Here is a 13,720-nt window from a genome sequence, read left to right as displayed (position 1 = left end):
GTTCTTATTGAGGCATGTGTCAGTGAATATTTAGCGTGATGAAAATTTAAGGTGTGAATGTATAACGGTGGTGTTGCACTTGGTTCTCCCTCAACTAAGGTTACTCGAGAAGCAATGACAAAAGTGCAGACTATATGATCAACCCATTATTCATGACCCACAGAGTTGCTGGTATTTTCAAAGCCCGTGGTAATAAAAATGCCATCGGCATGCTGCGGCGCTGTTGTATTGGTGTCGGCTTGATGATGCTTTCACATGGCGCAGCAGGCGTCGATTTGAGCCATTTGATCCTGAATACTGCCAATTATCCGCCTGCCAATTTCGAACAAAATGGCGAAATTTCAGGTTACGCCGTTGATTTATTGTTTGCAGCGGCCAAGCAAGCGGGCTCGCCGCTTAACAAGCAGCAGCTCAATATGCAACCTTGGGCACGTTCGTATCGAGAAACGGTCACCAATAGTAATGCTTTGTTGTTTGCGACGACGCGCACCGCGCACCGAGAAAAATTGTTCCACTGGATAGGACCGATTCATGACATCAAAGTGGTGGTGCTGGCGCGTAAAGACGCGCACATCGAAGTCAACAAGCCGATTGATATGGCGAAATATCGCATTGGCGTGATTCGCGATGATGTGGGTGAGCAGGGCCTCTTGGCATTAGGTTTGCCAAGAGAGTCGCTTCAAGAAGCCACGTCGATACGGATATTGGCTCAGCAACTGCACAAGAAGCGCATTGATTTGCTCGCTTATGATCAGTCAGTTGCCCTTTGGTGGGCAAACAAAATCGGCTTAAATGCGGATGATTTTGAAGCAGTGTACACATTGAAAAGTGGTGAACTGTATTTCGCGGCGAATAAACAGATGAGCCCAGAGGTTGTTGATGCGTTGCAGCGCGGTTTAGACGCTTTAAAAGCCACTCAGGTTGAACCTGGAGTGAGTGTATACCAGCAAATCATTGATCGCTATTGGCAATAAAGCCAAGGGTGGTGAAAGTTTAAAAGAGCGAAATACCAAAACGCCAGCCAAGTGCTGGCGCATGATTAGAATACCGCTTTTTTAACAAAGTACGGATTGTCGAATTTTTTGGCCGGCCCCACTTCGGAGATCACCAAACGATTCCATAACGCTTTATCAAACTCGCCTTTAGGAATAGAGGGATAGATGGTTTCCTGCTCTTCTAAAGCGTAACGCATAAACTCTTTCTTTTTGATTTGGTTATATTTGCGAGCAACACGATTGTGTTTGCTGAGCCACTCTTGCTTATATTTCACCAATGCGGGTAGTGCCTGCTCTAGCGGGACTCGCGAGAGGTAAACCCGTTTGTAGGAGACTTTGCGATCCAGCATGGTACGCATTGCGGTCTGAATGTATTTACCATGTTGAGTTATGGAAATATCTTTTTCATCGAACAGCGCCACCGACCAACCGGCTGGAAACATGTTTTTGGACTGACGGAAATATTGATTACGTGCCTGCAATGCTTGGTGCAGCACAATATCCGACGTGCCTTTTAACGTTTTTTGCCACTGACCAATACGCACTTGAAAGGCGTTGGGCAAGCGGTAGATATTGGTAAATTTATCTTGGTCCATTGATCAATACACAAATGTTATTCGGTCTTAGACATCACGATTCACGTTCGAACTCAGGTTGTGAATTCTGGTCAAATCGACGAGATATTCGGCAATTATCGCGCTCTTCACGATAGCCTTGCTCAATATTTGGGCTTGTTGTAATGAATTCAACCATTTGGTTTGGTTACAACCCTAGCTAACCCAACGTTACTGTTATAAATGTCATTTAACGTCTGGGCGCGAAGGGCGTAAATTACCGTCTTTTATTCGATTAATAAACCTAAAATCGATGGGATGAGCTAAAAGATGCAGTGTTTGGCAAAATCGGTTGCTTGATTGGCCGTCCAATCGCCTTTCGGTTTTTCTTTCATATCTTGACACCACTCTTTGCTGCCTACCTCAGTACATCCCGCTAAAGCAAAGCCAACCAATGCCATGACAATCCAACTTCTCATTCGATATGCTCCCAAACCCTTTAGATTAATACTGTTAATTGACGCGCACTTTATCAGTATAAGTGTTAGCAATTTCAGAATAATGTGAATTTTGTTAGCAAGGTGGTTCTGGTAAAGCAAGCTGTGACCATGGTAACTGGGTGTTGGCAATTAATTTGAAGTGACTCGAAGCGATTTGGTAACTTCAGTAATGTCGCGAATTAACATGGAAATAGAACGACATTTTGACCATGAATATTGCCAGTAGTAAGGGATTTTTACGCCGATTCGTGACTTGATTGCTAGCTTTGCAGTGGCGCTGTTTTGCAAAAAAAAAACCACCTCAGTTGAGGTGGTAAAGGATGTAATGGGGGAGTTTTACTGTCTATCAGAAGATAACTTTCTATCAGAATAGTCTCTGTCGGTTAGCTATCTCCACCACGGTTGTAAGTGTAGTTGTAATCGACATCAACTATCGCACGATATTGGATTTTCCCTGATTCAAGCGCTACTTTTTGCACTTGCAGGTTCATGTCTTTGATATCGACGCTGTTTTGATCCAATTCCGGTTCGAGTATCGGCAACTCTTCGCGCAGTTGCTGAGCGGACATATTGGAGAATTTATTCATCATCTTATGCCCGGCTTGGTAGGCCATATTTTTATCTGAGTACGACTGAGTTTGGAAAGTCGTTGCAGAGTACTGTGTTTGTGGTGCTGCTAAAACTGGCGCGCTAACCGCAAGTACTGAAGCGCTACTAAGAAGAATAAATGTTTTCATAATCAACTCCTTTCGTGGTTGGCTTTCACTTTCAGACTACGCAAATTCATGTAAGAGGTCAGTTAGCCTGTGTTAAAAAAACTCCAGTTTTACGTCCAATTTTTTAACATTTGTTATCTGGTATCGGAGAAAGAACAGAAGACATCTACGGGCTAAGCGATTTTGGCAACGCGGGTAAAACATAATGTGAGCCCGGTGAGCAATTGTACAACGCAGCAGGTGATAAACACGCTCGTCAGTCCCAAATCGCTGACAAGGTAGCCAGAGGCGGCGAGACCAAATGGCATCAACAGCTTAAATAGTGACCCGGTAATGCCCGCAACTTTGCCAATGTGCTGCGATTCAAACGCTTCTTGGCGGTAGCTCCAAATGCAAATGTTGCTGTATAAGCCAATACTCGATATCCAAAACAGCGAGGCTGCCAAAGCAAAGAGATGGGAATACAGGGCTGGGAAAAGAAAACCCAAGGATTCCAATACGATTGAGCCGATAAGTAGCCGCCCTAAGCCAATTTTAGCGCGAATCTTTTCCGCGCTGAACGCGCCTAGCAGACCGCCAATACCCGAAGCGGCAACCAAGTAACTGACTTGCAGTGAGTCTAATGCCAGATCGGCTTTGGCAAAGTAAATCGCTTGAATCCAAAATACCGCGCCAGTGGTATTGATTACCATCACGGCGTAGGTAATCAAACGCATATTTTTCTCTTGATACCAGAGCTGCCAACCTTGAGCGATTTGCTTTAACACCGGCGCTTTTTGATTGCTCAATATCGCGGCGTTTTCCTGATAGGACAAACGGTGCAGGCGCCAAAAAGACAGCAATAATAGAGCGGCACAGAGTACAAATACGTGATGAATGGCAGACAGCATTAAAATCGCGCCAGACAGTACCGGACCAATGGTTTCCATGATGCTATATAACGAACTGATCCGTGCGGTCGCCAGATTTTGCATTTGTTGTGGCAAAGCGTGTTTAAGAATCGACATGCGCGCATTTTGATAACCGTAGTTAAACGCCATCATCAAAAAAGCACAGGGAAACAGCACCACAAGCGGCTTTGCCAAATGTTCAACGGCAAGATAAGCCGTAATGAGAGTCGTGAATTGACCAATCAACATCCATTGTGACCAGCGTTTTTTATCACTTTTATCGACCCAGACACCAATAAACAGCGCCAATAGCAAATTGGGCAGAAATTCCACCGCGCGCATCCAACCCATCCATTGTGAAGAGTGGGTTAAATCAAATACCAGTAGCGGTAGAGCTAAATCGTAGATTTTACCGCTGAAATCGGCAAACAGCGCGGTGCTAAACAGTACCGAAAATGCGTGATTTTTCCAGATAGAAGGGGCGGTCGAGCTTAACGTTGTCATCTTTTTTCCTTTTTCATCGCGAAAGCTTGAGGTTATTATCTCGACTAAAAGATGAAGAAAAATAGAAATATAATTTAAGGATTTCACCTTTATGAAATATTGGTTAGCACTGAAGTTTTTGGCCAAATATTGCGTGCTTGGTATTCCCACTTCGGTGTCATTGGATCAACTGAGTGAGGCGCTGTCCTGCACCAAGCGCAATGCGCAATTTGTGATTAAGCGGCTAGTGGCAGAAAACATCATCACTTGGCAAGCCGGTGTCGGTCGCGGTCATTACCCCAGTGTTACTTTGCTTAAAGATGTTCACCGTATGCTTGAGGAGCAGGCGTATCTGTGGTTGGACAGCAACAAAGTGTCTCAGGCTCTGGCGCTGGTGGAAGAGCAGCAAAAATCTCAGCTATTGAGCCAATATATGGCCCGTTATCAAACCGAGGATCACCAGCGAGATATTTTGCAGGTGCCGTTTTATCGTGGCACTCACGACCTAGATGCCATTGGTATTACTCGTCGCACCGAGCAACATATTGCGAGTTATTTGTACGCCACATTGCTTAAATGGGATGAAAAGTCTGGCCAATTGGTGGGGGATCTTGCTCATTCTTGGACGATTCAAGGGGATACTCTGACCATTACGCTGCGTAAAGGTCTGCGTTTTCATGATGGCAGCGCAATACTGGCTGGCGATGTCGTCGCACATTTTCAGCGCTTGCTAGCAAGTGAGGGGGCGAACGCCCAGTTGTATCGCTTTATCGACGGTTTTGATGCGCTGGATGATTATACTTTGCGGATTCAAAGCGCAAAGATGGCATCGCTACTGGCCAAATTAATTAGCAAAGATCCAATGGGGATCAGTAAGTTAACGGAAGAAAAAGTGCTCGGTAGTGGGCCGTTTGAGCTGGTAGAACAAACGAAGTGGTGTACGCGCTTGGCCGTTTTCCCGCATTACCACGGTCATCGCCCTTGGATTGATGGCGTTGATATCTGGAATGTGGGCGATCACGCCAAACAGTTTGAGCTGCACAGCGACATCTATAACCTTCAATATCAACATTTAACCAATCAATCCAGTGCCAGTTTGCAACAGCAGTGGGAGAAAGGGGCCGAATATTTGCTGATTAACGCCAACAGGCGCGCTTGGCTTGCGGTGTTGGCCAACCGCAATACTTTAGTTGAAGCGTTGCTTGCGCTTGGTCTGCCACCCCAAATTATTGATCAGGAAGTGGCGGGCGCAGCAAGTATGGCAGGGCAGCCCGGCTGTGTCCCTAGCGCTGATTTCGAGCGAGCCAAAGCGCTTATCGATATGCTGCCAAAGCTCGATGAACCGCTAGTGATCTTAACCTATCAACTCTACCAACACGTCGATCTTGCTAAATATTATGCGCAAATGCTCACCAAACTTGGGCTGCCTTGCCGCTATCGAGTGGAAGAGTTTCCCCAATTTGAACGTACAGAAATCCAACAACAAGCCGATATTATTATCAGTGGTGAAGTGTTAAGTGATGACATCGAGTTGTCTTTACTCAGTTGGTTGATGGGCAGTCGAGCACTGGATTCCTGTTTATTGCCCGAGCAAAAACGGCGCTTGCACCTTGCCGTGTTCAAGGCGCTTGAGGCCGATAGTGAGTCACAGCGAATCGCGCAACTGCAGGGTTGTGAAGGTTTGTTGCAGCAAGATTTTGTTTACGCGCCGCTATTTCACGTCAAGCAGCATTTGCATTTCTCATCGCGAGTCAGTGTGACAGAATTACTGGCGAATGGTTGGATTGATTTTTGTGATGTGGTGATAAAACGTGACACAAGATGATGAACTTTTAAGCAAAAATGTCATACAAAACATTGAGTATGGACGCAAATAACACAGCGGCATTAGGCGATAAGCTTGGGAGTAGCAATGAAAAAATGGCTGGGATTACTGATACTGTGTGTCGCCTTGGTTGGGTGTAGCACACAGTTTATCTATCGTAACATTGATTGGTTTGTGATTGATTACCTAGAAGATTACGTTGATCTGACCGATCAGCAAGAGCAGATGATCAGTGACAGTGTTGCTCATCTCAGTCAATGGCATCGCCAGGTCGAAATTCCCAAATATGTCGCGCACATTGATCAACTACTGACAATGGACCCTAGCCAGTTTAGCCTGGAAGAGTTTCATCGCCAGCGTCGTATTATCGCTTCATATACGCAAAACTTACTGCGTAAAGCCGAACCTGACATTGAACGCATCACCGCTTTAATGAGTGATAAGCAAGTGGATGAATTGATGAGTTCGGTACGCCAGCGCCACAGTAAATTCAAACAAAAATTTGTGCCGATGAGTGACGAGCAAATTCGCAAATACTACTACGAACAAATCAGTGACAATCTTGAAGATTGGCTAGGCGAGCTTACCGATAAACAGCGCCAATTACTCAAGGAGTGGCAAAGCGAAATGAAGGTGACCAAGCCGGAATGGATAGACCAGCAAACTCGAATGCGAATCGAATTGAAGACGCTGCTGGCAAGGCGCTTAGACCACGATTATTTCAGCCGCCAATTTGAAACCATGCTGCTTGAGCCTGAATCGTTTTTTTCCGCTGAGCTCAAAACCAAGAACGCCTATAACCAAGCGCTCAGTGCGCGTTACTTGGTGGATATCATTCGTGCCATGACGCCAAAGCAAACTGAGCATGTGCGCAGCGAGCTAAAGGACTGGAAAGAGATGGCATTGGAAGTCATCGACAGCGAGTAATGACTTTCGCATCGACAATAAAAAAGCCGCTAATGCGGCTTTTTTATTGTCAGCTCGCAACCGTCTGGATGATGAGGTTTGTGGCTGATAGATTACGGCTGCGGGCGCTACTTTTTGTTCAACCCTTTGCCATTGAGATAGCCCATGATATGTGGTCGTGACTCACCAGACAGCTTGGTGGTCACCTCTTGCGACCATGTGCTTTGCTTTTGATTACTCGAGCGATTGGCATAATAAGCGTGCATTTTGGCATCGTAGTCAGAAATTTGCTGAGCCTGAAATGGCTGGTAGCTGTTTTCATGTACGATGACGTCAGCCGGTAAACGCGGTTTGAGATCCGGCTGCTGAGCGGGATGGCCTAAACACATACCGAACAACACCGCTGTGTAAGGTGGCAGTTCAAGCAGTTCATCAACCTCTTTGGCGCAGTTACGCAGGCCACCAATATACACGCCGCCAAGCCCAAGTGATTCCGCCGCCAACAAACAGTTTTGCGCCATAATTCCCGCATCGGCAGCGCCGATTAAAGTGAGTTCGGCAAACTCGGGCTTCACTTGCGGGTTCATTTGATAATGGCGTTGGTAATCGATACAAAACACCAAAAACTCTGCCGCGCTTTCGACATAAGGCTGATTACCCGCGTATTTGGCCAGCGCTTGGCGCTTTTTCGGGTCGGTGACGCGAATAACGCTCACCACCTGTAAAAGGCTGGAAGAAGAGGCGGCGATACCGGATTGAAGAATGGCATCAAGTTGCTGCTTTTCGATAGGTTGCTCTGTGAACTGGCGAATAGAGCGATGAGACAAGATCGTGTCGATAACCGAATTCATCGTTAAAGGACTCATTTGTTAAGGTGAACCAAGTTTAAAACCATAACCATAAACCATAGCGCTGTCGATACTCTTGATATTGTTCCGTGCCAAGATTGACGTCTTCAATATAAATTACTGCCTTACAATTCTTAAGTTGTAGATTTGTCTGAGTTTATAAATTTAATAAATGAGAATGATTGGTTTTAATTGAAACGAAAGAACTACCGCCTTACTATTGAGCATTGAGAAAATAAAAGCGTTTACGTTTATTTTTATTCTTTTTTCGCTGTTATTTGCAGCGTAACTTAAAAGTCACTTTTTAAGGATGTAAAGTGTTATGGCCAATTTGTCCTTCAAAAACAAGCTATTATCGTTAATCGTTGCGATTATCTTTATTACGATTCTTGTTTCTTATTTTAGTGTAAACCACTTCATCAGCAATTATATTTACCAGTCTGATTCTAAGAGTATTACTCATAATATCAATCTGTTACATAAAAAGCTTGAAACCGAACTTGAGTCTAAATTGTCTCTCGCGAGCAGTTTGAACTTTAGTATGATGGACGTTGCGGAAACTCAAGAAAACTCTGGGTTTGCGAAAGTAGTAAAAGTGATTAACGGTTACGCATTTGACGAAACCGGTACTATGGAAGATGGTCCCGCACAGCCTTACATAGATAAAGCTGAGAACATTGGCAGCGATATGGTGGTAAGCCCTGTTCAGGATGTTGATGATAAACAGCTAGTGACTATTTCCATCAAGCGTATCGATGAATCGGTCGACTTTTTCGTTATGGATTTATCGGATCTGGTTAAAGTCATCAACGATTACGCGTTAGAAGGCAGCTACGCAGAGCTTCTGGCGGGTGATAAAGTTATTTTCTCCAATAAGCATGGTGATAACTTGATTCCAGTTGAACGTCATATGGACTTTGCGGGTCAAGATTGGCAACTGACGGGTTACATCGACCGTGACAGCATTCAAAATAACACCGACAAAATTAACTGGAAGATCACTCTTGCTTTGTTGGTGTGTGCAGCGCTGGTTATCGGCATCAGTGTGGTGTTACTGCATATTGCATTTAAGCCACTGGCTCGTTTGAATTCTCTGGTTGGCGATTTGTCACAAGGTAACGGCGATTTGACTCAGCGCTTGGCGGTAGACAGCAAAGACGAAATTGGCCAGATTTCCAACTCAATCAACCTGTTCATTGAAAAACTGCAAACCATGTTTATCGAGGTTTCGGAGTCATCGAAACAGATTGATAACGCGATTCAGGAACTGAATCAGCAATCACAATCCAATGCTAAAACGCTTGAGCGTCATACTCTAGAGACTGAGCAAGCGATCACCGCGATTGAAGAAATGAGCGCGTCGGCAAGTTCTGTCGAGCAAAGCGCTGGTGATGCAGCGACCCTGACCGAGCGCACTAACCGCAATGCAGAAGAGTCAAAACACACGGTGACTGATGCGGTGAACAGTGTTAACGCACTCGTGGATCAAGTGGTCGCGATGTCGGGCACGATTGGTGAAATGAACCGCGATACTCAAGAAATCGGCTCCGTGCTTCAAGTTATTGGTGAAATTGCTGAGCAAACCAACCTGCTGGCACTGAATGCGGCGATTGAAGCGGCGCGTGCTGGCGATCAAGGTCGTGGTTTTGCGGTCGTTGCGGACGAGGTTCGCGCTCTGGCCGCTCGTACCCAGCAAAGCACTTCGCAGATTAACGAAATCATTGAGAAACTGCGTCTCACAGCAGAAAACGTGGTTAATGATATGGAATCGACTCGCAACCGCTGTGAAAACACCGCAGAGCACACCAACAAGGTGATGGATTCGCTAAATATCGTTACTGACTCTGTGGCTGAGATCAACGATTTGAACTCGCTAATGGCAACCTCGGCGCTAGAACAGCGTCAGGTAACCGAAGAGGTGAGTCGCAACATGGTGGCGATTCAAGAGATCATTCGTCAGCTCAACGAAAACGCATCGCAAACCACCACTGTAAGCGGCGAGCTAAAAGAGACATCGCAAGATCTTTCTTCTGTAGTGAGCAGATTCAAAGTGCAGTAAATTAGCCACTTATTGTTGAGAACATAAACAAAGGGAGCATGATGCTCCCTTTTTGCTGTCTTGATTAGTAATACTAAGTTTGGCGCTGTTTCGCTCTCGAGCGGGTGTTTTTGTTATAGTCAAAAAAATTTTTTTGGAGCTTAGCGATGCTAACGCGTTCAGACGATTTAGAAATTTTGCTTACTGTGGTCGACAGCGGCGGTTTTTCCGCGGCTGCAGAAGCACTTAATATTCAAGTGGCACGAGTCTCGCGCGCAGTCAGTAAATTAGAAACTCTGCTTGGTGTGACGTTACTTAACCGCACCACAAGGCGTGTAGAACTGACTGAAGAAGGGCGGCAGTTTGTCGAACAAATTCGTAGCGGCCTAGCCATGTTGCAAAGCGCTGAGAATGATGTACGCAGCCATGGCGAAATGCCTCGCGGTAAGTTGCGAGTCGACGCTGCCAGTCCATTTATTTTTCATCAGTTGGTGCCGCTGATTGCCGACTTTCGCCGCGCGTTTCCGGAAATTGAACTTGAGTTGTCGTCCAACGAAGGGTACGTCGATTTACTTGAAAAGCGTGTTGATGTGGCAATTCGTATTGGCGGGCTGAGCGATTCAACATTGCATGCTAGGGCGTTGGGTCGCAGTGAATTGTTTATGGTGGCTTCGCCAGAATACCTCGCGCAAAGAGGCATTCCAAAGTGCAAATCGGATCTTGCCGAACATGACATTATCGGTTTTATCGGTTCCAAAGCGCTCAATGAATGGCCGCTTGACGGTGATAACTATGTTGCACCGACGCTCAAAACCAGCAACGGCGAAACGGTGCGTCAGTTGGCGCTTGCTGGCAATGGGATTACGTGTCTGTCCGCGTTTATGCTTCGCGAAGATCTGCAAATGGGCGCGCTGGTGGAGGTTTTGCAACAGTACAAAATTTCGGGCAGCAACCGCGAGCAAGTTACCGCTGTGTATTACAAATCGTCGTTAGTGGCCAAACGGATTTCGGCGTTCATCGATTTTATTCAGCCGCGGCTCACCTTATAGCATGTCAATCCGTTATAACATGTCAATTGGTTATAACATTTTAAATCGTTACAATATTTCAAATCGAGAAAATAATAACGCCACGTATTTGCGTGGCGTTATTGGGATGATCACTTCGCAGCGTGATTTTTTACGCAGGCGCGTTATTTTTGATATACAGGGTAATCGGTGAGGCCTTGTTCAGCGCCGCCAAACAGCGTGTTTGGATCGTGCTCGGCAAACGGATAGCCGTGGGCGATACGCGACGGCAAATCTGGGTTGGCGACAAATGGGCGACCAAAGCCTATCATGTCTGCCAAGCCGTCTTCGATGGCTTGATGGCCGGTTTGTGGTTTATAACGTCCAGCATAAATCAGCACATTTGAAAACGCTTCGCGTAGCGCTTTCTTAAATTCCACCGGCGTATCCGGAGCGTCATCCCAATCCACTTCGGCAATGTGCAGATAGACAATATTGTGTTTATTGAGCAGTTTTGCCGCCGCAGTGTAAGTCTCAATCGGATTGGCATCGACGGTGCCATTTAGCGTGGTTAGCGGCGCTAAACGCACGCCTACGCGGTCTGCGCCAATTGCGTCAATCAAGGTTGCGACGACTTGATCTAAAAAGCGCAGGCGGTTTTCCAAGCTGCCACCATATTCATCGGTGCGGTGATTGGACTCGGAATCGATGAATTGATTCACCAAGTAGCCATTTGCGGCGTGTAGTTCAATGCCGTCAAAACCGGCCTCAATCGCGTTAAGCGCGGCTTGGTGATACTCCTTGAGTACTTGCCCAATATCTTCGTGTGTCATGGCTCTTGGTTCAACCACGTCCACAAAACCAGGTGCGTTAGTGCCGTTATCTACGAAGACTTTGACATTCTCAGCTCTGATTGCCGAGGATGAAATTGGCTGCTCACCACCGATATTGTCAGGATGGGTCACACGACCGACATGCCACAACTGCGCAAAAATAACCCCGCCTTGTTGGTGTACCGCGTCGGTGGTTTTTTTCCAGCCTTGAATCTGCTCTTGGCTGTAAATACCTGGCGTCCAAGCGTAGCCTTTACCCATCGCTGAGATTTGAGTACCTTCCGCCACAATCAGCCCAGCGCTGGCACGCTGCGCGTAATAGGTTGCCATAATATCGTTCGCTACATCACCTGGCTGTGAGGCACGAGAGCGCGTCATTGGCGGCATGACGATACGGTTATTAAGAGTTAGAGAGCCTAACTGAATTGGATTAAGTAGCGCGTTGTTCATCGGGAGAATCCTTGTTTTGATATGCGCCCAGTGTACTCAGGAATTTATTTGCTTTTAATAGGTATAATGACAAATATCTTTTGTGAAAATAACAACAATAAACCGTAGCCGATGACACGAAAAATAGGGTGGCAAGGGGAAAGAAAGGCGATGTCTTGGCAATAAAAAAGGCGCTCAAAGCGCCTTTTATCATCATGAATCGTAACTTATACGTCGTAGGTGGTTGACGCAGTGTCGCCGCCAGTACCTGTCCAGTTGGTGTGGAAGAACTCACCACGTTCACGGTCGATACGCTCATAAGTATGCGCGCCGAAGTAGTCACGTTGTGCTTGCAGCAAGTTAGCTGGAAGACGCGCAGTGGTGTAACCGTCAAGGAAAGTTAGCGCTGAAGTGGTACAAGGCATTGGAATGCCGGTTTCCAGCGATTTAGCAGCAACTTTACGCCATGCCGCTAGGCTACCAGTTAGGATGCCTTTGAAGTAGTCATCGCTGCCTAGGAATGCCAAGTTGGCATCTTTCTCAAACGCATCACGAATGTTGCCAAGGAAAGCTGAACGAATGATACAGCCGCCGCGCCACATTAGAGCAACGTTACCATAGTTAAGATCCCAGCCGTTTTCGTTTGACGCTTCACGCATCAGCATGAAGCCTTGTGCGTAAGAGATGATCTTAGAAGCCAGCAGAGCTTGGCGTAGCGCGTCAACCCATTCTTGCTTGTCGCCTTCAACTGGAGTGATGGTTTTACCAAACAAGCTTTGTGCAGCAACACGTTGGTCTTTCAGCGCAGATAGGCAACGTGAGAATACAGATTCAGAGATAAGCGTTAGTGGAATACCAAGATCCAACGCGTTGATGCCAGTCCATTTACCGGTACCTTTTTGGCCAGCAGTATCAAGGATTTTCTCAACCAATGGCTCGCCATCTTCGTCTTTGTAGCCAAGGATGTCAGCTGTGATTTCAACTAGGTAACTATTTAGCTCAGTCTGGTTCCAATCAGCAAACACCGCTTGCATTTCATCTGCAGACATACCAAGACCGTCTTTCATGAACTGGTAAGCTTCAGTGATCAGCTGCATATCGCCGTATTCGATACCATTGTGAACCATTTTCACGAAGTGGCCTGCGCCATCGTTACCTACCCAGTCACAGCAAGGTTCACCTGCGTCAGTTTTTGCTGAGATGCCTTGGAAGATAGGTTTAACCGCTTCCCAAGCTTCTGCAGCGCCGCCAGGCATGATTGAAGGTCCAAAACGTGCACCTTCTTCACCACCAGATACACCCGTACCTATGAAGTGAATGCCTTTTTCACGCAGCGCAGCAACGCGACGGTTGGTGTCTGGGTAGTTGGTGTTACCGCCATCAATGATGATGTCGCCTTTGTCCAATAGTGGAACAAGGTTTTCGATGAAAGTGTCGACAACCGTACCAGCACGCACCATTAGCATCACTTTGCGAGGTTTCTCTAGTTTCTCAACCAACTCTTCAAGTGAGTATGCGCCAACGATGTTGGTGCCTTTCGCTGGGCCTTCTAGGAACTCGTCTACTTTCGCAGCAGTACGGTTGTGAGCAACCACTTTAAAGCCGTGGTCGTTCATGTTTAGGATAAGGTTTTGACCCATTACCGCTAGGCCAATAACACCGATATCACCTTTCATTATGTTGTTCTCCATTAACT

Annotated in this window: 12 protein-coding genes; 5 read left to right on the top strand and 7 right to left on the bottom strand. The window is 46.4% G+C overall.

The genetic code is table 11. The features are described from left to right. Positions 1-134: 134 nt before the first annotated feature. The gene (locus tag BLS03_RS09930; protein WP_245696647.1) at positions 135-974 is read left to right on the top strand and encodes a substrate-binding periplasmic protein; all 840 of its coding nucleotides are present in this window, start codon (positions 135-137) and stop codon (positions 972-974) included. Between the two features lie 65 nt (positions 975-1,039). On the opposite strand, the gene BLS03_RS09925 is transcribed toward BLS03_RS09930, so the two are convergent. The 4 genes from BLS03_RS09925 to BLS03_RS09910 form a co-directional block, all read right to left on the bottom strand. After that, positions 1,040-1,591: an MSHA operon transcriptional regulator gene (locus BLS03_RS09925; protein WP_093272937.1), complete on the bottom strand. Its 552-nt coding sequence runs from the start codon at positions 1,589-1,591 to the stop codon at positions 1,040-1,042. A gap of 281 nt (positions 1,592-1,872) precedes the next feature. Further along, positions 1,873-2,010, bottom strand: a complete 138-nt coding sequence (locus tag BLS03_RS09920; protein WP_245696648.1) for a DUF3012 domain-containing protein — start codon at positions 2,008-2,010, stop codon at positions 1,873-1,875. Positions 2,011-2,432: 422 nt separating this feature from the next. Continuing rightward, positions 2,433-2,786, bottom strand: coding sequence for a DUF3316 domain-containing protein (locus BLS03_RS09915; protein ID WP_093272932.1), 354 nt, complete (start codon positions 2,784-2,786; stop codon positions 2,433-2,435). Between the two features lie 152 nt (positions 2,787-2,938). Beyond that, on the bottom strand, positions 2,939-4,159 hold the full coding sequence (locus BLS03_RS09910; protein WP_093272930.1) for an MFS transporter: 1,221 nt from the start codon (positions 4,157-4,159) through the stop codon (positions 2,939-2,941). Positions 4,160-4,250: 91 nt separating this feature from the next. Between BLS03_RS09910 and BLS03_RS09905 the strand changes: the two genes are divergently transcribed. Then, positions 4,251-5,963: an ABC transporter substrate-binding protein gene (locus BLS03_RS09905; RefSeq protein WP_093272928.1), complete on the top strand. Its 1,713-nt coding sequence runs from the start codon at positions 4,251-4,253 to the stop codon at positions 5,961-5,963. An 87-nt stretch (positions 5,964-6,050) separates the two neighbouring features. Continuing rightward, positions 6,051-6,890 carry a DUF6279 family lipoprotein gene (locus BLS03_RS09900; RefSeq protein ID WP_093272926.1) on the top strand — a complete coding sequence of 280 codons (840 nt, stop codon included), beginning with the start codon at positions 6,051-6,053 and terminating at the stop codon, positions 6,888-6,890. Positions 6,891-6,997: 107 nt separating this feature from the next. Here the strand turns inward: BLS03_RS09900 and nfsA are convergent, their stop codons facing one another. Next, a complete protein-coding gene (nfsA, locus tag BLS03_RS09895) occupies positions 6,998-7,720 on the bottom strand; it encodes an oxygen-insensitive NADPH nitroreductase (protein WP_093272924.1) in 723 nt (240 codons plus the stop codon). A gap of 319 nt (positions 7,721-8,039) precedes the next feature. Here nfsA and BLS03_RS09890 point away from each other — a divergent pair, with 319 nt between their 5' ends. Then, entirely contained in the window at positions 8,040-9,776 is a 1,737-nt protein-coding gene (locus BLS03_RS09890) for a methyl-accepting chemotaxis protein (protein ID WP_093272923.1), read from the top strand. Between the two features lie 146 nt (positions 9,777-9,922). Continuing rightward, positions 9,923-10,804, top strand: coding sequence for a LysR family transcriptional regulator (locus BLS03_RS09885; RefSeq protein ID WP_093272921.1), 882 nt, complete (start codon positions 9,923-9,925; stop codon positions 10,802-10,804). Positions 10,805-10,947: 143 nt separating this feature from the next. On the opposite strand, the gene BLS03_RS09880 is transcribed toward BLS03_RS09885, so the two are convergent. Continuing rightward, on the bottom strand, positions 10,948-12,045 hold the full coding sequence (locus BLS03_RS09880; protein ID WP_093272919.1) for an alkene reductase: 1,098 nt from the start codon (positions 12,043-12,045) through the stop codon (positions 10,948-10,950). Positions 12,046-12,251: 206 nt separating this feature from the next. Beyond that, positions 12,252-13,700, bottom strand: coding sequence for a decarboxylating NADP(+)-dependent phosphogluconate dehydrogenase (gene gnd, locus BLS03_RS09875; protein ID WP_093272917.1), 1,449 nt, complete (start codon positions 13,698-13,700; stop codon positions 12,252-12,254). Between the last annotated feature and the right edge of the window lie 20 nt (positions 13,701-13,720).

The organism is Vibrio xiamenensis (assembly GCF_900100015.1).
In the GTDB taxonomy this organism is placed as follows: Bacteria; Pseudomonadota; Gammaproteobacteria; order Enterobacterales; family Vibrionaceae; genus Vibrio; species Vibrio xiamenensis.
This window is presented reverse-complemented; position numbering and strand designations above follow the sequence as displayed.